The organism is Paucibacter sp. KCTC 42545 (assembly GCF_001477625.1).
GTDB lineage: Bacteria > Pseudomonadota > Gammaproteobacteria > Burkholderiales > Burkholderiaceae_C > Paucibacter_A.
Genome location: NZ_CP013692.1, coordinates 3,861,893 through 3,883,801 on the forward strand (window position 1 = coordinate 3,861,893; position 21,909 = coordinate 3,883,801).

General features: G+C 63.4%; 21 protein-coding genes. 17 read left to right on the forward strand and 4 right to left on the reverse strand.

Annotated elements, in window-relative coordinates:
- The first annotated feature begins 325 nt into the window (after window positions 1–325).
- The 6 genes from AT984_RS16580 (at window position 326) to AT984_RS16600 (ending at window position 6,609) form a co-directional block, all read left to right on the forward strand.
- Entirely contained in the window at window positions 326–682 is a 357-nt protein-coding gene (locus AT984_RS16580; protein ID WP_058721049.1) for a GntR family transcriptional regulator, read from the forward strand.
- Window positions 679–1,563: an ABC transporter ATP-binding protein gene (locus AT984_RS16585; RefSeq protein ID WP_058721050.1), complete on the forward strand. Its 885-nt coding sequence runs from the start codon at window positions 679–681 to the stop codon at window positions 1,561–1,563. Before AT984_RS16580 ends, AT984_RS16585 begins: the two co-directional genes overlap by 4 nt.
- Window positions 1,564–1,603: 40 nt before the next feature.
- A complete protein-coding gene (locus AT984_RS16590) occupies window positions 1,604–2,491 on the forward strand; it encodes a hypothetical protein (protein ID WP_058721051.1) in 888 nt (295 codons plus the stop codon).
- Window positions 2,492–2,786: 295 nt separating this feature from the next.
- Complete coding sequence (locus AT984_RS23795; RefSeq protein ID WP_058721052.1) at window positions 2,787–4,340, forward strand: methyl-accepting chemotaxis protein; 1,554 nt, start codon at window positions 2,787–2,789, stop codon at window positions 4,338–4,340.
- Window positions 4,341–4,577: 237 nt separating this feature from the next.
- Entirely contained in the window at window positions 4,578–4,706 is a 129-nt protein-coding gene (locus AT984_RS23800; RefSeq protein WP_257721161.1) for a hypothetical protein, read from the forward strand.
- Window positions 4,707–5,103: 397 nt separating this feature from the next.
- A complete protein-coding gene (locus AT984_RS16600; RefSeq protein WP_197418142.1) occupies window positions 5,104–6,609 on the forward strand; it encodes an ArnT family glycosyltransferase in 1,506 nt (501 codons plus the stop codon).
- A gap of 25 nt (window positions 6,610–6,634) precedes the next feature.
- On the opposite strand, the gene corA is transcribed toward AT984_RS16600, so the two are convergent.
- Window positions 6,635–7,609: a magnesium/cobalt transporter CorA gene (gene corA / locus AT984_RS16605; RefSeq protein ID WP_058722396.1), complete on the reverse strand. Its 975-nt coding sequence runs from the start codon at window positions 7,607–7,609 to the stop codon at window positions 6,635–6,637.
- 475 nt (window positions 7,610–8,084) lie between these two features.
- On the opposite strand from corA, the gene hpf reads away from it, so the two are divergent.
- The 3 genes from hpf (at window position 8,085) to hprK (ending at window position 10,158) form a co-directional block, all read left to right on the forward strand.
- Complete coding sequence (gene hpf / locus AT984_RS16610) at window positions 8,085–8,426, forward strand: ribosome hibernation-promoting factor, HPF/YfiA family (RefSeq protein ID WP_058721054.1); 342 nt, start codon at window positions 8,085–8,087, stop codon at window positions 8,424–8,426.
- A gap of 253 nt (window positions 8,427–8,679) precedes the next feature.
- Window positions 8,680–9,150, forward strand: coding sequence for a PTS sugar transporter subunit IIA (locus AT984_RS16615; RefSeq protein ID WP_058721055.1), 471 nt, complete (start codon window positions 8,680–8,682; stop codon window positions 9,148–9,150).
- Between the two features lie 45 nt (window positions 9,151–9,195).
- Entirely contained in the window at window positions 9,196–10,158 is a 963-nt protein-coding gene (gene hprK / locus AT984_RS16620; RefSeq protein ID WP_058721056.1) for an HPr(Ser) kinase/phosphatase, read from the forward strand.
- Between the two features lie 66 nt (window positions 10,159–10,224).
- Here the strand turns inward: hprK and fur are convergent, their stop codons facing one another.
- A complete protein-coding gene (gene fur, locus AT984_RS16625) occupies window positions 10,225–10,653 on the reverse strand; it encodes a ferric iron uptake transcriptional regulator (RefSeq protein ID WP_058721057.1) in 429 nt (142 codons plus the stop codon).
- A 104-nt stretch (window positions 10,654–10,757) separates the two neighbouring features.
- Between fur and AT984_RS16630 the strand changes: the two genes are divergently transcribed.
- The 8 genes from AT984_RS16630 to AT984_RS16665 all read left to right on the forward strand — a co-directional run bounded on the left by AT984_RS16630 (window position 10,758) and on the right by AT984_RS16665 (window position 20,339).
- Window positions 10,758–11,327 carry an outer membrane protein assembly factor BamE gene (locus AT984_RS16630; RefSeq protein ID WP_058721058.1) on the forward strand — a complete coding sequence of 190 codons (570 nt, stop codon included), beginning with the start codon at window positions 10,758–10,760 and terminating at the stop codon, window positions 11,325–11,327.
- 1 nt (window position 11,328) lies between these two features.
- Window positions 11,329–12,132: a 4-hydroxy-tetrahydrodipicolinate reductase gene (dapB, locus tag AT984_RS16635; protein WP_082680112.1), complete on the forward strand. Its 804-nt coding sequence runs from the start codon at window positions 11,329–11,331 to the stop codon at window positions 12,130–12,132.
- On the forward strand, window positions 12,132–12,788 hold the full coding sequence (locus AT984_RS16640; RefSeq protein WP_058721059.1) for a MotA/TolQ/ExbB proton channel family protein: 657 nt from the start codon (window positions 12,132–12,134) through the stop codon (window positions 12,786–12,788). Before dapB ends, AT984_RS16640 begins: the two co-directional genes overlap by 1 nt.
- A 163-nt stretch (window positions 12,789–12,951) precedes the next feature.
- Window positions 12,952–13,377 carry an ExbD/TolR family protein gene (locus AT984_RS16645; RefSeq protein ID WP_058721060.1) on the forward strand — a complete coding sequence of 142 codons (426 nt, stop codon included), beginning with the start codon at window positions 12,952–12,954 and terminating at the stop codon, window positions 13,375–13,377.
- A 169-nt stretch (window positions 13,378–13,546) separates the two neighbouring features.
- Window positions 13,547–16,192: a leucine--tRNA ligase gene (gene leuS / locus AT984_RS16650; RefSeq protein ID WP_058721061.1), complete on the forward strand. Its 2,646-nt coding sequence runs from the start codon at window positions 13,547–13,549 to the stop codon at window positions 16,190–16,192.
- 2 nt (window positions 16,193–16,194) lie between these two features.
- Entirely contained in the window at window positions 16,195–16,692 is a 498-nt protein-coding gene (locus AT984_RS16655; RefSeq protein WP_231741444.1) for an LPS-assembly lipoprotein LptE, read from the forward strand.
- Between the two features lie 17 nt (window positions 16,693–16,709).
- Entirely contained in the window at window positions 16,710–17,792 is a 1,083-nt protein-coding gene (gene holA, locus AT984_RS16660; protein WP_058721062.1) for a DNA polymerase III subunit delta, read from the forward strand.
- A 93-nt stretch (window positions 17,793–17,885) separates the two neighbouring features.
- A complete protein-coding gene (locus AT984_RS16665; protein ID WP_058721063.1) occupies window positions 17,886–20,339 on the forward strand; it encodes a putative bifunctional diguanylate cyclase/phosphodiesterase in 2,454 nt (817 codons plus the stop codon).
- 49 nt (window positions 20,340–20,388) lie between these two features.
- On the opposite strand, the gene AT984_RS16670 is transcribed toward AT984_RS16665, so the two are convergent.
- Complete coding sequence (locus tag AT984_RS16670; protein WP_058721064.1) at window positions 20,389–21,354, reverse strand: 2-hydroxyacid dehydrogenase; 966 nt, start codon at window positions 21,352–21,354, stop codon at window positions 20,389–20,391.
- On the reverse strand, window positions 21,351–21,851 hold the full coding sequence (locus AT984_RS16675) for a CinA family protein (RefSeq protein WP_058721065.1): 501 nt from the start codon (window positions 21,849–21,851) through the stop codon (window positions 21,351–21,353). The genes AT984_RS16670 and AT984_RS16675 overlap by 4 nt, the downstream gene beginning before the upstream one ends.
- Window positions 21,852–21,909: the final 58 nt, after the last annotated feature.

A 21,909-nucleotide genomic window follows, 5' to 3' on the forward strand; every position in this document is an offset into this window, starting at 1 on the left:
GGACAGCGGGGCTAACGAGCAAGACTGGCGGGAGATTACACCGGCAAGCATCCGTGAGGGTGTCGATTCTTCTCAATCCACGGCGACCCGCTCGAAATACCGCTGACGCAGCGCAGCGCCCACTGCGCAGAAACTGCGCCGTCCAAGTTAAGGGCAAATAGCTCCGAACTCAGCGCGTACCGAAAACTACACAACCGGCCGAGCGGCGACCAAGCCGTTTCATCCCCGTCCCGCTGCAGTTCGTCAGATGCGCCTTGGTCGCCAAGCGAGAGGCTTGTTATGGTGTGCTACATCAGCAACACAGTGGCTCAGCGCCAGAGTTGATATGAACCCCACCTGGAACGACTCCTCTCCCATTTACCAGCAGCTGGCAGACCGCCTGGCCGTGCAACTTCTGGACGGCGCGCCGCCCGAAGGCGAAGCGCTGCCCTCGGTGCGCGCCCTGGCTAGCCAGTATGTGATCAACCCGCTGACCGTCGGCCGGGCCTTGCAGGCCTTGGTGGATCAGCAGCTGATCGAGCCACGGCGCGGCATGGGCATGTATGTGCGGCCCGGTGCCAGGCAGCAATTGCTGCGCCTGGAGCGCGAGCAATTTCTGCAAAGAGACTGGCCAGCCCTGCGCGCCAAACTCAAACGCCTGGGCCTCAGCGCCAAGGACCTGAACTGGGAGAACCAGCCATGAGCAACAACGACAACCTGATCAGCGCGCAAGACCTGACACTGCGCTACGGCCGCAAGACCGCACTGGAGCGCGCCACTTTCAACATCCCCAAAGGCCGCGTCGTCGGCTTGCTGGGCCACAACGGCGCAGGCAAGACTTCGCTGATGAAAGCCTTGGTGGGCCTGCTGCCCGCCGAAGGCTCGCTGAATGTGCTGGGCCTGTCGCCACGCCACCAGCGCGGTGAGCTGCTGGAGCAGCTTTGCTACATCCCCGACGTGGCGGTGCTGCCGCGCTGGGCGCGGGTAGATGAGTTGATCACGCTGATGAGCGGGCTGCAGCCGCGCTTCTCCGCCGAGCGCGCCCGCGCTTTGCTCAAGCGCACCAGCGTCAGCGAATCGGACAAGATCAAGAGCCTCTCCAAGGGCATGGTGACGCAAGTGCATCTGGCACTGGTCGCCGCCATCGATGCCAAGCTGATGATTCTTGACGAGCCCACCTTGGGCCTGGACGTGATCTCACGCAAGAACTTCTACGGCATGCTGATCGACGAGTGGTGCGATGGCGAGCGCACCGTACTGATCTCCACCCACCAGGTGGAGGAAGTGGAGTCGCTGCTGTCGGACGTGATGATGCTCGACGAAGGCAAGTTGGTGCTCAACATCAGCCTGGAAGATATGGACAAGCGCTTTGTCGCCCTGAGCCACGACCCCACCACGGCCGACGCGATTGCCAGCGCTCACCCGCTCTTGCGTTACCGCCAGCAGGGCGGCCGCGCCGCCGCGATTTTTGATGGCGCGCCGCCAGCCGAAATCGCCGCACTGGGCGAACGCATCCGCCCCAGCCTGGTGGACCTCTTCATGGCGTTGACGCGCAATCCGGCCCTGCAGGCCAAGAACGCTTAACGCCATCACTCATAGCGCCATAACGCGACGGAGAAACCTCATGAACTCACGTTTTCAAACGCTGCTGCTGCGCGAATGGATGCAGCACAAGCGCGGTTGGTTGATCACCCTGTTTCTGCCCATCGGGCTGTTTCTGGTCTTGCTGCCCTTCGGCCAGGTCGACGGCAACCCAGACGGCCCTCCGCTGGAAGTGGCGCTGGCAATGATGGCCTTCACAAGCCTGGGCGTATTCAGCATCGCCTGGATCAGCGCCATGTTCCAGCTGCCTGGCCTGGCCCGCCGCGATGTGCAAGATCGCTCCATCGAGTTCTGGCTCTCGCTGCCGGCCAGCCACGCCGAAAGCATCGCTGCGCCCTTGTTGGCTCACGGCCTGCTGGTGCCCATCGCAGGCCTGCTGGTCGGCGCCTGCTTCGGCCCACTGGTTGCGGCAGGTTTGATGCTCAAGCTGGCCGGCTTCTCCGCCTTCGCGGCAGTGCCCTGGGGCACGGCCCTGGCTGCGGTGGTTCCGGTGGTCTTGCGCGGCCTGCTGGGCGTGGTGCTGATGACCTTGTGGTTGGCGCCCCTGCTGCTGATCACCATGGTGGCCTCGGCTTGGCTGAAGCGCTGGGGCATTCCGGCGGTGGCGCTGGTGGTCGGCGTGGGCGGCTTGGTGCTGGACAAGGTCTATGGCCTGACGATTGTCTGGGACTTGTTGCTCGCCCAAACGACCGGCGCCAGCGCCGCCTTTGTGGCCGACCCTGACACCGTGGGCCGCCAGGTGCAGACCCTGGCCCATCAACCGCAGCTGCCGCTCAACGTCGCTGCTATGGCTTGGCATGATGGCCTGCGTGCTTTGCAAGACCTGGCCTCCGTGCACTTCATCGGCGGCTTGATCGTCGCGGCCGGCTGCTTCGCTCTACTGGTTTACAAGCGCAGCCAAAGCCACTGAGTCAACTCAGTGCTCGCCGCCTGGCGCCACAGGCTAGCGCAGATCCGGGGGTGGCGCACGCCGCCCCCATCTCGGCCCTCAAGGCCATGGGCACAGCGCTGGGCAGGTACGAGGTCCTGACGCAGCGGCCGGCCCCCTCTTCCCCCCTTTCATCGCAGCACAGCTGAACACAAGCCAAGCCCCTCATAAAGACGCCCTATCGACAAGGCGTTTGGAGTATGCTTTTTGCAGCCAGGGTTTGTTCTGTGTTCACAAAGGTCGCCGCGCTGCGACCCGCATTGAAAGGGTTCTTTTCATGCAGCTCAGCAACTACAAGCTCGGCGCCAAGCTGGGCGCCGCCTTCTTCCTGATCGTGGCACTCAACCTCTTTGTCGGGGTCTTTTCGATCACTCAGTTGGCGCGCATCAATGCCAATGTTGAGGACATCGCCACCAACTGGCTGCCCAGCATCAAAACGCTGGGCTTGATGCAGGACAGCATCAATACCTATCGTCGCGCCGAATCGGATCATTTGATGGCCTTGGACGACAAGCAGATGGACGAGATCGATAAACGTCTGGCCGAATTCAAGGGCAAGTTCGACGACGCGTTCAAGAAATACGATGGTCTGGTTTCGCCCGGCGAGGAGCGCCAAGCCTATGAAGCTTTCAAGCCTCTGCTTGAAAAGTACTGGGCCACGCACGCCAAGCTGATACCGCTGTCGCGCGGCGGCGAAAAGACTTTGGCGGAGGCCCAAGCCTATTTTCGAGGCGAGTCGCGGGCCAGCTTTCGTGAGATGAGCGCGGGTATCGGCCGGCTGATCGACATCAACGACAAGGGTTCTGTTGAGGACTACAAGAACTCGCAGGAAACCTATAGCCGGGCGCGCATCTGGGTGATCGTCGATCTGCTGGGTTCTGTGCTGGTAGCGGCAGGTTTGGCCGTCTGGGTCACCCGCATGATCACCACACCCATGGCGCAGGCTGTGCAGGCCGCCGAGCGCATCGCCGATGGCGACCTCACGCAGGATTTGCGCGCCGAAGGGCGGGACGAGACTTCTCAGCTGATCTATGCCCTGGGCAATATGAAGGTGAAACTGGCGTCCATCGTCGGCACGGTGCGCAATAACGCCGACAGCGTGGCGACGGCCAGCGCCGAGATCGCGCAAGGCAATCACGACCTCAGCCAACGCACCGAGCAGCAGGCCAGCGCCCTGGAGGAGACAGCAGCTTCGATGGAGCAGCTGGGCTCCACCGTGATGCAGAACGCCGACAACGCCCGGCAGGGCAATCAACTCGCCATCGGCGCCTCAACCGTGGCGGCTCAAGGCGGCGAGGTGGTCGGCCGGGTCGTGGAGACCATGAAGGGCATCAATGAAAGCTCGCGCAAGATCGTCGACATCATCAGCGTCATCGATGGCATCGCCTTCCAGACCAATATCCTGGCGCTGAACGCGGCGGTCGAGGCCGCTCGCGCTGGCGAGCAAGGGCGTGGCTTTGCGGTCGTAGCGGCGGAGGTGCGCAACTTGGCGCAACGCTCGGCCGAGGCCGCCAAGGAAATCAAGAGTTTGATCTCCACCAGTGTTGAACGCGTGGAGAGCGGCACAGCCCTGGTCGACCAGGCCGGCGCCACGATGCAAGAAGTGGTCAGCGCCATCCGCCGTGTCACCGACATCATGGGCGAGATCAGCAGCGCCAGCGTCGAGCAGAGTTCCGGCGTGGCCCAGGTTGGCGAGGCCGTCACCCAGATGGACCAAACCACCCAGCAAAACGCCGCCCTGGTGGAACAAAGCGCTGCCGCCGCCGAAAGCCTGCGCACCCAGGCCGCGCAAATGGTGGAAGTCGTCTCGGTGTTCAAACTGGCACGCTGAGTCGATAGACCCGCAACGGGCGCTGCGGGCGCGCGCCCAACAAGCGGCAAAGCCGTCTTCGATTGGGCCGTCCAAATGGGGGCTGCGGACGGCTCGCAGACACACAAATTTGCGAGTCCAGCGGCGCCCCAAATATGCAAATATTGCCAAGCTGCAACTTGCATCAAACCCACCTAATTCTTGGGGGTTTCGCGCCGCCGAAATCCAGCAAAATTCGCCAAATTCATAATAAGTAATATGAATTACTTTTGCAAAAATGAAACCTGGCTGGCAGCTCAAATTTTCAGCGAGAAAATTCAACAAAACCCAGCAACCATGCCACTTGCCGAGGTTGTGAGCGATGGCCGCGTTCAAATTTCAAATTGATACATTTGTATGCAATCGCAGCAGGGGTGGACGTCACTTTTTAGCCACTGGGTGAGTTTTTGAAAAGTGCCAGAAATCTTTCACAAATGGCGAATTTCCGTTAGCATTAAAGTCAGTTACAGCCGCAAGATCTCCCTAGCAATAGGGGTGAAATCTCCAAGCCGTTTTCCTCCTCCTCCCTCCCTCCCTCGTTGGCTTCGAGGCGTCTTGCGGCTATTTTTATTCCCAGGGCTTCCGCACATTGCGGAAGCCCTTTGTGTTTGTGCGGCGCCAACTTGAGTGACGCCAATCGCCCGGCCAAGGCGAACTTCACGCCTGACAAGCCAGCGGCCGCACAAGAGTTAACGAAAGTGCCGCGCCACCCCTTAGGATGCGCACTCCATTCATTCGGGGTTTTATGAGATTGCTGCAGCACAAATGGTGGGGCCTAGCGCTGGCCGCACTGGTCTTTTTGATCACCTTGCCTTGGCGCCCCGTGGCTTTGCCGGACGAAGGCCGCTACGTCGGCGTGGCTTCGCAAATGTGGTTCAGCGGCGATTGGCTAACGCCGCAGATGAACGGCCTGCCCTATTTCCACAAGCCGCCGCTGTTTTACTGGCTGGCCGGCCTGAGCTTTGGCCTGACGGGTGAGTCCGCCATTGGCGCGCGCCTGGTGCCCCTGCTGGCGGCGTTGGCCGCCATGTTCAGCCTGACCCAGCTGATGCGCCGACATCTGGATGCGAACCAAGCTCCCATGGTGGCCGCCTGGGCACTGATCTTCATGGTGGCCCAGCCCTTCTGGCATCTGGGCTCCCAGTTCGCCAACTTGGACATGCTGGTCGCCAGCTGCATCGGCATCGCCATTTGCTCCTTGGCTAGCCATGCGCTGAAGGCGCACAAGGGCTTGCGCCTGCTCGGCTTTGTGGCCATGAGTCTGGGTGTTTTGGCCAAGGGCTTGATAGGCGTAGTTCTGCCCCTGCTCGTGCTGACGGTCTGGCTGTTCTGGGTCCAGGGCTGGCGCTCGGTGCTGCAGCTCGTCTGGTGGCGCGGCTGGCTCGCTTTCGCGGTGATCTGCCTGCCCTGGTTCTTGTTGATGGAGCGCAGCAACCCGGGCTTCTTGCACTACTTCTTCGTGGTGCACCACTTCCAGCGCTATGCGGCTGAAGGATTCAACAATGTGATGCCGGCCTGGTTCTACCCCGGTGTGCTGGCCATCATGACCCTGCCCTGGTCGCCGGTCTGGCTGTGGCTGATGAGCAAGAAGGAAACCCGCAGCAATCCGCTGGGCCAGCTGGGCCTGGTTTGGCTGCTGGGCATCACCTTGTTCTTCACCCTGCCCTCGTCCAAGCTGCTGGGCTACATCTTGCCAGTGGGCCCGGCCCTGGCCTTGCTGATCGCGCCGCAACTGGCGCAGTGGCATCGCTATGCCAGCGGCTGGCTGCAGCGCCTGCCGACTGGCCTGGCCATCATGGGGATGGTGACGACCATCGGCATGTTCATCGGCATCATCCAGGTCGATACCAAGAGCAACGAGAAGTTGGTCGCCGCCATGCAGGCCCAGTGGCAAGCGGGCGATGCGCTGGTGTTTGAAGATCAATTCACCTTCGATGTGCCCTTGCTGCTGCGCCGTGGCGCGCCGGTGCCCGTCATCATGGACGACCCGTTCAAGCCCCAGATCGGCGACAGCTGGCGGCGCGAAATCGTCGAGGCCGGTGAATTCAATCGGCCCAAGGCCGAAAAAATCCTGCTGCCGCCCTCGGCCTGGGCCGAGCTGCGCTGTGCCGCACCACGCACTTGGATCGTCTCGCTACGCAAGAGCGACCTTGTGCTCATCGAGGAGCGCCGCGGCCTGCCCGTGCTGGCAGCCAGCCCACGCCTGAACGCCTATCTGTGGGTGGCGGCCGAGCATTGCCCGGCAAAGTAAGTCAACGACGCCGGGCTGGCTTGGTTTATCTGAGCCAGCCTTTGCGCCTGAAATAGATGAAGGGCGCGGCCACCGAAGCCGCCATCAGAGCCAGCGCAAAGGGGTAGCCCCAGGGCTGCTCCAACTCGGGCATGTACTTGAAGTTCATGCCGTAGATGCTGGCGATCAGGGTCGGTGGGAGCAAGGCCACGCTGGCCACCGAAAAGATCTTGATGATCTTGTTCTGGTTGATGTTGATGAAACCCACGGTGGCGTCCATCAAGAAGTTGACCTTGTCGAACAAGAAGGCAGTGTGTGAGTCGAGTGAGTCGATGTCGCGCAGAATCTGCCGCGATTCCTCAAACTGCTCGGCATTGAGCATGCGGCTGCGCATCATGAAGCTGAGCGCGCGCCGTGTATCCATGACGTTACGGCGGATGCGACCGTTCAAGTCCTCCTCCCGCGCGATGGCCGACAGCACCTCGCCCGCTTCGGTGTCGTTGACGTCCTTCTTCAGCACCCGGGCACTGACTTTTTCGAGCTTGTCGTAAATGCCCTCGAGCACATCGGCGGAGTACTCGGCGTCGGCGTCGTAGAGCTTGAGCAGCACATCCTTGGCGTCCTCGATCAACGCCGGAATGCGGCGCGCACGCAGGCGCAGCAAGCGGAACACCGGTAAGTCTTCGCGGTGGATGGAGAACAGCACATTGTTGTAGAGGATGAAAGCCACCCGCACATTGCGCGGCGCTTCGTCGTCGTCAATCAAGAAGTCGGAGCGAATGTGCAACTCGCCGTTGTCTTCCTCATAAAAGCGCGCGGACTCTTCCAAGTCTTCGTCCACGATGTCTTCGGGAATCACCAGGCCGAAGCGGTCGCGGATCCAGCCCTTTTCTTCCGCGCTGGGATCTTCCAGATCAACCCACACGGGCCGCGACTGGGCCAGGTCTTCGGCGGTTTCAATTTCTTCCTGGAACAGCCCGCCCTTCAGGCGGCCGTTGTCCAGCGTGAACACGTTCAGCATGCAGATCTCCAGCGCCAATGCGCCGATTGCTTGAGTCTGGACGGCTGCCAAAAAACTAGCAGGTCCGGGAGTGGATAGTGGGTTGGGGAAACCGTCTCACTGCCGGACAATCGGGTACACGATAAGCGCCGATTCACGGCCTGCACCTTTGACACGGGAGCGGACGGTCACCGAGGGTGATCGCTGTCCAAGAAAATCTCCGTAGCGGGGAAGCCGTGATTATCACCTCGCCGCAGCAGGCCTCGCGCGATCATCTGTCGCATGCTCGCCGGACCAAAGTCACGCTCGCGCTCATCCGATCGGCCTATCGCCCAGTCGTGACCGTAAAACACTTGTCACAAAGCGGCAACGGGAGCAAACTGGATCGACCCCAACCCGACCAAGGCACGTCGTCCGAGAACCAGCCATCAGCTTCACATCGTTCTTTGAAACCGGTTTTCCATTTCTCCAGTTCTCCCTTGTGAAAGGAGGCTTTATGAACCTGACAATCAGTGGCCACCATTTGGAAGTTACGCCGTCTCTGCGTGAGTATGTGCTTACAAAGTTGGATCGAGTGACGCGCCATTTTGATCAAGTTGTTGACGTCAACGTCTTGCTCACCGTGGAAAAGCAAAAGGAAAAGGATCGCAGACAGAAGGCTGAAGTGACCCTGCATGTCAAAGGACGCGATATTTTTGTGGAGCATGCCAGCGAAGACTTGTACGCGGCAATTGACCAGTTGATGGACAAGCTGGACCGGCAAGTCTGCCGCCACAAAGACCGCTTGCAAAACCATCACCATGTGGCGGCCAAGCGCCTGGAAACTCCGGCGCCCTAGCCCCACAGCCCCTTGCAATGACAGGCCCAGCCTGTCTTGCGCAGCTCAAGGCGACCCCCGTGGTCGCCTTTTTGCTGACTGGACAAAGCTGTGCAATACTGCCCGTGCTGCACCGCAGCATCGTGCGCAATAGTGCGCTGAAGGCACAACCAGGGTGCATGCGGGCTTGCCCAGCGTTTCTATAATCGCTTTCTTAAACATCGAACGAGCGCATTGGCCAAGGCTCCCCTGCCGTACTCAGCGCTTAGACATCATGAACCGTCTCGCCGCCATCCTTCCTGCCAGCAATGTGCTGGTGAACGTGGACGCGTCCAGCAAAAAGCGCATCTTTGAGCAGGCCGGTTTGCTGTTCGAAAACAACCATGCGATTTCGCGCGCCATCGTGGCGGACAACTTGTTTGCCCGCGAGCGCCTGGGCTCCACCGGACTGGGCCATGGCGTGGCCATTCCGCACGGCCGCATCAAGGGTTTGAAGAACCCGCTGGCCGCTGTTTTGCGCGTGCAGCAAGCCATTGGCTTCGATGCGCCGGATGATGAGGCGGTCAGCCTGCTGATCTTCCTGCTGGTGCCCGAGGCGGCGACGCAAAGACACCTCGAAATCCTCTCGGAAATTGCCGAAATGCTGTCCGACCGCGATCTGCGTGAGCGCCTCAAGACCGACCCCGAGGCCAGCGAACTGCATCGCTTGATCGCCAGCTGGGAACCGCTCAAGTCGGTCGCCTGATTTCCGCGCTTTCCGCCCTCTCAACTCAGCCAGGCCCGCCCACCTGTGAAACCCACCTCCATCAGCGCCGACCGGCTTTTTGAAGAACACCGGGAGGCCATGCGATGGGAGTGGATCGCCGGGCACGCCCACCCCGAGCGCCGCTTTGACGAGGCGGCCGTGCGCGACGCGCAGTCCGCCGCCGACTTGGTGGGCTACCTCAACTACATCCACCCTTACCGGGTGCAAATCGTGGGCCGCCGCGAGGTGGCCTATCTAAGCCAGGCCGCCGGCGAAGTGCTGGACAACCGCATCGCCCGCATCGTCACGCTGGAGCCGCCGGTCATCATCGTGGCCGATGATCAGGTGCCGCCGGACCGCCTGGTCGCCATGTGCGACCGTGCCGAGATCCCGCTCTTCGTCACCACCGAATCAGCCGGCCATGTGATCGACGTGGTGCGCGCCTATCTGGCTCATCTTTTTGCCAACCGCACCACCCGCCACGGCGTGTTCATGGACATTCTGGGCCTGGGCGTGCTGCTGACCGGTGAATCCGGCCTGGGCAAGAGCGAGCTGGGGCTGGAATTGATTTCACGCGGCCACGGCTTGGTAGCCGATGATGCGGTGGACCTGTTCCGCATTTCGCAAACCTCGATCGAAGGCCGCTGCCCCGAGCTGCTGCTGAATCTGCTGGAAGTGCGTGGCATCGGCCTGCTGGACATCAAGGCCATCTTTGGCGAGACGGCAGTGCGCCGCAAGATGCGCCTCAAGCTGATCGTGCACTTGGTTCGCAAAGAAACCCTGGAGCGCGACTTCGAGCGCCTGCCCTACGAACCGCTGTTCGAAGAAGTGCTGGGCATGCCGGTGCGCAAGGTCATCATCGCCGTGGATGCCGGCCGCAACTTGGCCGTGCTGGTGGAAGCCGCCGTGCGCAATACCGTCCTGCAGCTGCGCGGCATCGATACCTACCGCGAATTTGTGGAGCGCCATCAGCGCGCCATCGAAGCCGGCGATCACAACGCCGATTAAGAGCTTATCCGCCAATGGCCTAACTCGGCTGGCGGACAAGTTCTAAGCTGCAAAAGCTTGCACCGCCTATTTGTTGCGGTGCTCGCAATCCTTCTTGACGCAAGAGGCGTACAGCGCCAGCGAATGCTCCTGCAACTCAAAGCCGCGCTGCAGGGCGATGGCGTGCTGGCGTGCCTCGATCTCGGGGTCGAAAAACTCTTCGACGCGGCCACAAGTCAGGCACACCAGATGGTCATGGTGCGCGCCCTCGTTCAACTCGAATACCGATTTGCCCGATTCGAAGTGATTGCGCGACAGCAAGCCCGCCTGCTCGAACTGCGTCAGCACGCGGTAGACGGTGGCCAGGCCGATGTCGGCATCTTCCGTCAGCAAGGCCTTGTAGACGTCTTCGGCCGTCATATGGCGCTGCGCCGTCTTCTGGAAAATCTCCAGAATCTTGATGCGCGGCAAGGTGGCCTTGAGGCCGCTGTTTTTGATCTCTTCGGTACGGTTCATTGGCTTGATTCGCGGCGGCGCGGCCCACCATGGGCCAACCGCTAGAATGGTCCGATCATAGCCAGCTTGGCGCTTTTACGAGCCCAGCCCCCTACAAGCCCCTCATGCGCCTTCCTCTTCAATTTGCACCTACGGCCCGGCTGTGCTTGCTCAGCCTCACGACAGCCGCCATTGGCCTGTTGTCAGCCTGCTCCTACATCCCGTCGATCAGCGATGAAAAAGTCTTGGGCCTGGTGCGCCCATACCGACTCGAAGTTGTGCAAGGCAATGTGCTGACCAAAGAACTGGTCGCCAAGGTCAAGCTCGGCATGCCCAAGGCACAGGTGCGTGACCTGCTTGGCTCGCCGCTGCTGACCGACATCTTCCATGACGAGCGCTGGGACTATGTCTTCACCATCCGCCGCCAGGGCGCCGAACCGCAGAAGCGCCAGGTCGTGGCCTGGTTCGATGAAGGTGGCCGCCTGAAGACACTGGACGTGCCGCCCGACCTGCCGACAGAGGATGAATTCGTCGCCTCCATCAACACGCGCGGCAAGTCCGGCAATATGCCCAAGCTCGAGTTGACCGAGGCCGAACGCAAGGCCTTGCCACCGCCGGCCAAGCGCGACACGCCTGCGGCCGCCGCGGAAGCGGTCGGCGCCGTGCGCAGCTATCCGCCGCTGGAGGGCAAGTAAAGTGAGCGTGAAGATTGCTATTGCCGGCTGCTCCGGCCGCATGGGCCGCATCCTGATCGAAGCGGTGCTGAACAGCCCCGACTGCGAACTGGCTGGCGCGCTGGACCAAGCCAGCAGCCCTGCCCTGGGCCAGGACCCGGCGGCTTTTCTGGGCCAGACCAGCGGCGTCAAGATCACTGCCGACCTGCGCGAAGGCCTGGCTAACGCGGACGTACTGATCGACTTCACCCGCCCCGAAGGCACTTTGGCCCATTTGGCCGTGTGCCAGGAACTGGGCGTCAAGGTCGTCATCGGCACCACCGGTTTTGATGCCGCGCAAAAAGCCCAGATCGGCGCCTTCGCCCAGCACATCGGCGTCATGCTGGCGCCGAATATGAGCGTGGGCGTGAACGTGGTGCTGCGGCTGCTCGACCAAGCCGCGCGCGCGCTCAATGAAGGCTACGACATCGAGATCATCGAAGCCCACCATCGCCACAAGGTCGATGCCCCCAGCGGCACCGCCTTGCAACTCGGCGAAGTGGTGGCCAAGGCCCTGGGCCGCGACCTAAAGACCTGCGCGGTCTACGGCCGCGAAGGCGTGACGGGTGAGCGTGATCCCTCCACCATCGGCTTTGCCACCGTGCGCGGCGGCGATGTGGTGGGCGACCACACGGTGCTGTTCGCCGGCATCGGCGAGCGCATCGAGATCACCCACAAGGCCAGCAACCGCAGCACCTTCGCACAAGGTGCCCTGCGCGCGGCGCGCTTTCTGGCCGCCAGCCAGCCGGGCCTCTACGACATGAATGACGTGCTGGGATTGAACTGATGACGGGATTCGCAGAGCTCTGGCAAGTGGGCGATGCGGTCACGCGCAGCGTGGCCTTGCTGCTGCTTCTGATGTCCGTCAGCGCCTGGGTGGTGATTTTGTGGAAGGGTTGGTTGCTTGCGCGCGCCCGCCGCAGCATCGCCCGCGCCGTGCCGGCCTTCTGGTCGGCCGCCAATCTGGAAGAAGGCCGCGCAGCGCTGCAGAATTTTGACCAGGATGAGGTCGTGCTGCCCCTGCTGGATGCCGCCACGGCCAGCGCCGCCAGCAATACCTTGGAGGCCTCGGGCCGGCGTGAGTCACGCCTGACCCGCCGCCTGCGCGATGCCCTGCATGTGGTGCTGCAACGCCTGCAATTCGGGCAAGTCCTGCTGGCCTCGATTGGCAGCGTGGCGCCCTTTGTGGGCTTGTTTGGCACCGTCTGGGGCATCTACCACGCGCTGGTGACGATGACGGCAGGCGGCAGCCTCAGCATCGAAAAAATCGCCGGCCCGGTGGGCGAGGCCCTGATCATGACCGCCGCCGGCCTGGCCGTAGCCATCCCTGCCGTGCTGGCCTACAACATCTTCGGCAAACGCATCGGCGTGTGCGAGGCGGAGTTGGAAGGCTTTGCACATGACCTGCGCGAAATGCTGGACAGCAGCGAGGCGACCCAGTGACCTGCAACGCTGAAATCGGAAGTGCCCTGGCTCGCGATATGCGCCGCCTATCTGCGTTGCAAATGCTCGCGATGCCGCAGGGCATCGCTGTGCTTCGCGCCTTGCCAGGCAGCCCATCTCGCAAGCCCTTCCACTCCCATTTCAACGTCACAGGTCACTAGTCATGGCATTCGGCCGCCTCGAACGCAGCGAGCTGCCCAAACCGATGGGCGAGATCAATATGACGCCGCTGATCGACGTCATGCTGGTGCTGCTGGTGATCTTCATGATCGCCGCGCCCTTGATGGCCTCCTCACTGCGCCTGGATCTGCCCAAGAGCGAAGCGGCCAGCCCCTCGGAGGCGCCCGCCTTCATCCAGGTGGCGCTGCAGCCCGATGGCGCGCTCTACCTCGGCGAGCAAAAGTTGGACCGTGCCGCCTTTCAAAAGCGCCTGAGCGAACTCGGCCGCGCCAACCCCGAGCAAGAAGTGCAGTTGCGCGCCGACCAGGCCGTGCCCTACGGCCAAGTGGCCGAGCTGATCGGCTGGTGCCAGGCCGCCGGTTTGAGCCGCATCGCTTTCGTGACCAATTCCCCCGCCAAGGGCGAGTGATCCGGTATGGCCCGCGCCGCCAGCCTCGTGATGCCTCGCGCCGCGTACCCCTGACACCCTGACCCTTTTCGCCGTCTGGCCACAGCAGCCAGCCACACCCTTCGAAATCCCGGCAATCGGGCCGGCCGCGCCAGCGGCCCGCCCAAGCGCAGCCCCTACAATTTGACGCATGAACGAAAAGTACGCCCCCAACGAGATCGAAGCCGCTGCGCGCCAGTATTGGAACGAGCGTGACGCCTACCGCGTCACTGAGGATGAGAACAAGCCCAAGTTCTACGCCTGCTCCATGCTGCCCTACCCCAGCGGCAAGCTGCACATGGGCCATGTGCGCAACTACACGATCAACGACATGCTGGCGCGTCAGCTGCGCATGCAGGGCTACAACGTTTTGATGCCCATGGGCTGGGATGCCTTCGGCCTGCCGGCCGAGAACGCGGCCATGAAGGGCAAGCTGCCGCCCGCGCAGTGGACCTACGACAACATCGCCTACATGAAGAGCCAGATGCAAGCGATGGGCTTGGCGATTGATTGGTCGCGCGAAATCGCCACCTGCACGCCCGCCTACTACAAGTGGAACCAGTGGCTGTTCCTCAAGATGCTGGAAGCCGGCATTGCCGAGCGCCGCACCCAAGTCGTCAACTGGGACCCGGTGGACCAGACCGTGCTGGCCAATGAGCAAGTGATCGACGGCCGCGGCTGGCGCTCCGGCGCCTTGGTCGAGAAGCGCGAGATCCCCGGCTACTACCTCAACATCACCAAGTACGCCGACGAGTTGCTGGCCGCCGTGGCCGACCCCAGCAGCCCGCAATACCTGCACGGCTGGCCCGAGCGCGTGCGCCTGATGCAGGAAAACTGGATCGGCAAGAGCGAGGGCGTGCGCTTCGCCTTCCCGCACACGATTGCTAACGCCGCAGGCGAGCTGATTCAAGACGGCAAGCTCTACGTCTTCACGACGCGCGCCGACACCATCATGGGCGTGACCTTCTGCGCCGTGGCGCCCGAGCACCCCTTGGCTGCTCATGCCGCCGCCTCCTCGCCCGCCCTGACCGCCTTCATCGAAGAATGCAAACGCGGTGGTTCGACGGAAGCCGAACTGGCCACGCAGGAGAAGAAGGGCCTGGCCACCGGCCTGTTCGTCACCCATCCGCTGACCGGCGCGCAAGTGGAAGTCTGGGTCGGCAACTATGTGCTGATGAGCTATGGCGACGGCGCCGTGATGGGCGTGCCCGCCCACGACGAACGCGACTTCGCCTTTGCCAAGAAATACGGCATCGCGATCCAGCAAGTGGTGCAAGCCGAGGGCGAGACCTTCTCGCTCGAGGCCTGGGCCGACTGGTATGGCGACAAGCAGCGCGCTGTCTGCGTCAACTCCGGCGAGCTGAACGGCCTGACGCACAAGCAAGCCGTTAGCAAGGTGGCCGAGTTGGTTGGCGCCAAGAACCTGGGCGAGAAGAAAACCACCTGGCGCTTGCGCGACTGGGGCATCAGCCGCCAACGCTACTGGGGCACCCCCATCCCCATCATCCATTGCGATGACTGCGGCCCGGTGCCCGTGCCGGCGCAGGATCTGCCCGTGGTGCTGCCCGAGGAATGCATTCCCGATGGCAGCGGCAACCCGCTGAAAAAGCATGCCGGTTTCCTCAACGTCGCCTGCCCCAAGTGCGGCAAGCCGGCGCAGCGCGAAACCGACACCATGGACACCTTTGTGGACTCGTCCTGGTACTTCATGCGCTATTGCGACGCGCAGAACAAGGACGCCATGGTGGGCGCCGGCACCGACTACTGGATGCGCCAGGGCGCGGCCATGGACCAGTACATCGGCGGCATTGAGCACGCCATCCTGCACCTGCTGTACGCCCGCTTCTGGACCAAGGTCATGCGCGACCTCGGCCTGGTCAAGATGGACGAGCCTTTCACCAAGCTGCTCACCCAGGGCATGGTGCTCAAGGGCGCCTTCTTCCGCAAGCCGGCCGACGCGGGCAAGAACTATTACTGGGAGCATGAGGTCAACGTTCAGACCAATGAGCATGGTCAGATCACCGGTGGCACGCTGAAGGCCGATGGCCTGCCGCTGGATTACGAAATGACCACCATGTCCAAGTCCAAGAACAATGGCGTGGACCCGCAAGCCCTGATCGACCAGTACGGCGCCGACACGGCCCGCCTGTTCGTCATGTTCGCCTCGCCGCCGGAGCAGACCCTGGAGTGGAATGACGCCGGCGTGGAAGGCGCGCACCGCTTCCTCAAGCGTGTCTGGGCCTTTGGCGTCAAGCACGCCGCCGCCATCGCGCAAGGCGGCCGTGACTTTGCCGCCCTGAATGGCGACGGCAAGGCCCTGCGCCGCGAGGTGCATCTGGTGCTCAAGCAAGTCAGCTACGACTACGAGCGCATGCAGTACAACACCGTGGTGTCGGGCGGCATGAAGCTGCTCAACGCCCTGGAGTCCTTCAAGGCCCAAGGCCAGGACGCCGCGCTGCGTGAAGGCTTCTCGGTGCTGCTGCGCCTGCTCTACCCGGCCTGCCCGCACATCACCCATCAGCTCTGGCAAGACCTGGGCTTTGCTGCCGAGCTGGGTGATCTGCTCGACGCGCCTTGGCCCAAGGTGGACGAAGCCGCCCTGGTGCAAGACGAGATCGAGCTGATGCTGCAGGTCAACGGCAAGCTGCGCGGCGCCATCAAGGTGGCGGCCACGGCAGACAAGGCCACCATCGAAGCCACCGCCCTGGCCAATGAGGAGTGCATCAAGTTCTGCGAAGGCCGCGCCCCCAAGAAGGTCATCGTGGTGCCGGGCCGCTTGGTCAACGTGGTCGCCTGAGCGTGACTGCGCCGCGCCGCTCGTTCTTGTTGATGGCCATGGCCACGGGCCTGACGGCCTGCGGCTTTGCACCGCGGCGCGAGCCTGAGTTGCTGTTTCAAAGCATCGCCCTGACCGGCTTTGCGCCCGGCTCCTCGCTGGCCCTGGAGTTGCGCCGCCAGCTGGCGCGCACCCCGGTCAAGGTGATGGAAGACGCCAACAAGGCCGAATTGGTGCTGGAAGTTTTGCTGGACACGCGCGACAAGAGCTCGGTCGTGTCCACCAGCGCCGGCCAGGTGCGGGAATGGCAGTTGCGGGTGAAGCTGGACTATCTGCTGCGCACCAGCGCAGGCGAGCTGCTGCTGCCGCGCACCGAGCTGCGCATGTCACGCGACCTCAACTACACCGAGACGCATGCGCTGGCCAAAGAGCAGGAAGAAGCGCAGCTCTACCGCTCGATGAATTCCGATGTGGTGAACCAGCTGATGCGCCGGCTTGCCGCCGTGCGTCTGCCCGGCTGAGCCTGACTGAGACAAGCATGCAGATCCGCGCCGACGCCCTGCCGCAGCAACTCGCCAAGAACTTGCGCCCCATCTATACCGTGTTCGGTGACGAGCCGCTGCTGGCCCAGGAAGCGGCCGACGCGGTGCGCGCTGCCGCGCGCGCGCAAGGCTATGGGGAGCGCAAGGTCTTCACCGTGGCAGGCGCCTATTTCGATTGGGCACCGGTGCTGGGCGCGGCCCAGGCCATGAGCCTGTTTGCCGAGCGTCAGCTGATCGAGATCCGAATTCCTTCGGGCAAGCCCGGCAAGGAGGGTTCCGAGGCATTGCAGCGTTATTGCGAACGCTTGCCCGAAGATGTGCTGACCCTGGTCACCCTGCCCAAGCTGGACCGCACACAGCTGAACAGCGCCTGGTTCCTGGCGCTGGACGGCGCTGGCGCCACGGTCAAGGTTGAGCCGGTGGAACGCCGCGGCCTGCCCCAATGGATTGCCCAACGCCTGGTGGCCCAAGGCCAGCGCGTGCCCGAAGGCGAGGAAGGGCAACGCGCCCTGTCCTTTTTTGCCGACAGAGTGGAAGGTAATTTGCTGGCCGCGCACCAAGAGCTTCAAAAACTGGCCCTGCTGCATCCGCAAGGTGAACTGAGCCTGGCGCAGATCGAGGCGGCCGTGCTGAATGTGGCCCGCTACGACGTCTTCAAGCTCAGCGAAGCGGTGCTGGGCGGCCAGGTGGGGCGCGTGCTGCGCATGCTCGACGGCCTGGAGGCCGAGGGCGAGGCCGCGGTGCTGGTGCACTGGAGCTTGGCCGAAGACATCCGCGCGCTCAAGCGGGTGCGCGATGCGGTGGACGGCGGCAAGCCGCTGCCGATGGCGCTGCGCGAATCGCGCGTCTGGGGCCCGAAAGAGCGCTTGTTCGAGCGCATCGTGCCCGGCTTGAACAGTGCCGATCTGACCCGCTTGGTGGCGGCCGCCCAGGTCTGTGACGGCCTGGTCAAAGGTCTGCGCCACCCCGACTGGCCCAGCGACGCCTGGGCCGGCCTGCGCCGCCTGGCCCTGATGCTGGTGGAAGCCACCGCCGGCCGCGGCCAGCGGGCGCACATCTTGGCCCTGCAAGCGGGCTAAGGCCCGCACCGTTGCCGGTTTAAGTCAGCCCCGATTTGCGCCGACAACGCTGGACACACTGCATTCTGATCAAGCCCGCCTCTTGAAGCCCCTATGACATTGCGCCTGCCGGCTTTCCTCAACCTGCGCCGCCTCGAAGGCCGCATGGTGGTGCCTTTCCTGGCCCTGCTGGCCGTTGTGCAGGTGAGCAGTTGGACCATCACTGACGCCAGCATCCGCGCCAACACCGAGCAAACCGTCAGAGCCGAGTTGCAGACTAGCCAACGCGTGCTGGAGCATCTGCTGACGCAGCAGGTCGAGCAACGCGCCGCCATGCTGCGCGACTTCGAGCACAGCTACGCGATCCGCCAATTGCTGGCCAATGCCGACAGGCTGAGCAAGACCGATCTTGAACTCAGCCTGAGCCATGAGCTTGAATCCAAAAACCAGCGCCTGCTCAAGTCAGGCCTGATCGCCTACACCGACAGCCAGTTCAAGCTGGTGGCCGCCACCGCCCCAGAAGCCCCCGACTTCGCCGCCCGCCTGCCCGCGCTGGTCTTGTCCATGGCCAAGCAAGACGGTGCATCCACGCCCTGGCAGTCGCACCTGCTGCTGCGGCAAGGCCGCGCCTATCTGATCGTGGCCGTGCAGGTGAAGGCCGTGGAACCCGGCGGTTGGCTGCTGATGGCCGATGAATTGGGCGCCGGGCCGCTGCAGGAGCTGCGCATGCTCTCGCAGGTCAAGAGCTCCTTCATGCTGCGCCTGCACCCGGATGAAGCCTGGCATACCCAAGGTTCGGTCTTGAACAAGGTGCAAACCGATGCGCTGGACCAGCAAAACCTGCACGAGGCGGGCGCCATCAAATTCAAGCTGGGCGCCGACGATATGCGCGGCATGCTGCGTCCGCTGGTGCGTGACGGCGAGCAAGAATTGGCCGTGCTCTTGCTGCGCAATTTCGATCTCGCCTTCGAGACCTTTGACCGCCTGCGCCTGACCCTGGCCGCACTGACCCTGCTGGGCCTGCTGACCTTTGCACTGGCCAGCTTGTTGATGGCGCGGCGCATCAGCACGCCCATCCGCTCGCTGGCCAACACGGCCGACCGCCTGGGCCATGGCGACTACGACACCCCAGTGCAGGCGCTCAGCGGCGCCGCCGAAGTCAGCGACCTGGCGCGCTCGCTCGAATCCATGCGCCAAGGCATCCGGCAGCGTGACGCCGCACTCAATGAACTGGCCTTCAAAGACGCGCTGACCGGCCTGACCAATCGCGCCGGCTTCAGCCGCTTGGCCACCCGCTTGCTGGCACGGCCCGGCGGCCATTGCGCCGTGCTGGTGCTGGGCCTGGACCGCTTCAAGCATGTCAACGATGTGCAGGGCCATGAATTCGGTGACCTGCTGCTGCGCAAAGTGGCCGAGCGCCTAGGCCCTCTGCTGCAAGGCGATGACGATGTGCTGGCGCGCCTGAACGGCGACGAGTTCGCCCTGCTGCTCAATCTGGGCGACGAGGCGGCAGCGCTGGGCTTGGCAGACGCCATCCGCCGCAATTTCGAGCGCCCCATGCAACTCGGCGAACAGACCGTGGACCTCAGCGCCGGCATCGGCATCAGCCTGGCGCCCCAGCATGGCTACGAGGGCAAATTGCTGCTGACCCGCGCCGGCCTAGCCATGATGGAAGCCAAGAAGCGCCAAAGCGGCAGCCTGATCTACACCCCCGGCATGGATGTGGCCAGCCAGGAGTCGCTCTCGCTGCTGGGTGAGTTGCGCCATGCGGTGGAGGCCGGCGAGCTGCGCTTGTACCTGCAGCCCAAGGTCGACCTGGGGCGCAGCCAGGTGCTGGGCGCCGAGGCCCTGGTGCGCTGGCAACACCCGGTGCGCGGCCTGGTGCCGCCGATGCACTTCATTCCTTTTGCCGAGCAGACCGGCTTCATCCGCACGCTCACCACCTGGGTGATTGCCGCCTCGATTCGCGCCTGGGCGATGGCGCAGGCGCAGGGCTTGCCCATGCGCATCAGCGTCAATCTCTCGACCCGCGATCTCCTCGATCAAGACCTGCCGGACAAGATCATGCGCTTGCTGCAAGCCCATGGCGCGACCAGCCAGGCGCTGTGCCTGGAGATCACCGAAAGCGCAATCATGGACGACCCGCAGCGCGCCATGGGCACCTTGGCGCAGCTCAGCGAGCTGGGCTTCAAGCTGTCGATCGACGACTTCGGCACCGGCTACTCCTCACTGGCTTATCTGAAGATCCTGCCGGTCAATGAGCTCAAGATCGACAAGAGCTTCGTGATGAATATGGAGCACGATTTGGGCGACGCCAAGATCGTGCGCTCCACCGTCGAGCTGGCCCACAACCTGGGCCTGACGGTGGTGGCGGAAGGGGTGGAATCCGCCAAGGCCTGGAATATTCTGGCCGCCCTGGGTTGCGACGAAGGCCAGGGCTTCTTCATCGCCAGGCCCATGCCTGAGGCCCACTTCTTCAACTGGGCCAAGGGCTGGCAAGCGCCCGACCTGAACGGTGACTCCACCGCCACGGTGCTGGAGCAGCTCAAAACCGACCCCTTGATCTAAGCCGGGCCAGTCGATCCTCGTCAGGCTCGGCGGTGGTCAGCGTGCAAGCTCAGTAGCCCCGCGCGACCTGCACCAAGTGGGCCAAGGGCCGCCCCTCGCGCAGCGCTCGCAAATTGCCCAGCACCACGGCCGCGGCACTGCGCGCATCAGTCTGGGCCGCGCAATGCGGCAGCACGGTCACCCTGGGGTGATGCCAAAAGGCGTGGGCGGGGTCCAGCGGCTCTTGGGCGAACACATCCAGCACCGCGTGGCCCAGCTGGCCTTGTTCCAGCGCCAGCAGCAAATCGCCTTCGCGCACATGGGCGCCACGCGCCAAATTGACCAGGCCGGCGCCACGCTTCATTTGCGCAAAACGGCGGGTATTGAAAAAGCCGCGCGTGGCATCGGTCAGCGGCAGCAAATTGATCACCGTATCGGCCTCGGCCAAAGCCGCCGCCAGCGCGGCCTCGCCGCACAAGCCGCGCACCTGGGTGTCATCAAACCCGCCAGCAGCACCAGCCTGCGTGCGCCAGCCGCTGACCGCATAGCCTTGCGCTGCCAGCGCGCGCGCCACCCGTCCACCCAGCTCGCCCTGGCCCAGCACCAAGACCCGCCACTCGCTGGCCCGCGGCTGTGCGGGCTGGCACCACAGCGCCAGCGCCTGCTGTTTTGCCAAGCGGAAGAAGCCACGATGCAAGGACAGCACGGCCCACAAAGCGGTCTGCACCATGGCCTCGTTCATGGCGGGGTCGACCATGCGGGCCACTGGCACGCCAGTCGGCAAATCGGGGTCGGCCAGCAGCTTGTCCACCCCAGCCCAGACCGACTGGATCAGGCGCAGATTGGGCAAGCCACGAAGGCTGCCGTGCACGGGGTTGGCCACGATGGCTACCTCGACCGCCGCCGCAGCGGCGGCGTCGGTGGATTCGGCAGGAGGCGCCAGTTCAAACTGTTCGCCCGGCAATTCGTTTTGCAAGAGCGCCAGCCAGCGCTCGCGTTCGGCAGCCGTCCAGCTGCCCAGCAAGAGCAAACTCATCGGTCTTTGTCTTCCAAAGCCTCGCACAAAGCCATCAAGCCAGAGCGCAGCGTCGCAGTGCGCACGGCATGGCGGTCGCCGGTGAACAACTCCTGCCAAACCTTAGGTTCGCCACAGCCATGCACCAGAGCCAACCAGACCGTGCCGACCGGCTTGTCCGCGCTGCCGCCGGTAGGCCCGGCAATGCCGGTGACGGCCAGGGCCCAATCAATCGGCGCGTGCGCCAGCAGGCCGCGCGCCATGTGCAGCGCCACCTCGCCGCTAACCGAGCCATGCAGGTCAATCAGCGCTGCCGGCACGCCCAGCAGCTCGGTCTTGGATTCATTGCTGTAGCTGACCACGCCGCGCTCAAACCACTGGCTTGAACCCGACAAGCTGGTGCAGGCCGCGGCGATCAGCCCGCCGGTGCAGGACTCGGCCGTGCCGACTTTTTCGCGCCGCTGCATCAGGGCCAGGCCGATGCGATCGATCAACTCTTGCTCTTCCGGGAAATGCATGCTTTTTCCTCTCGATCAGATGGTGTCTGCGCGCCGTTTCACAGGGCCTGCGCACTTG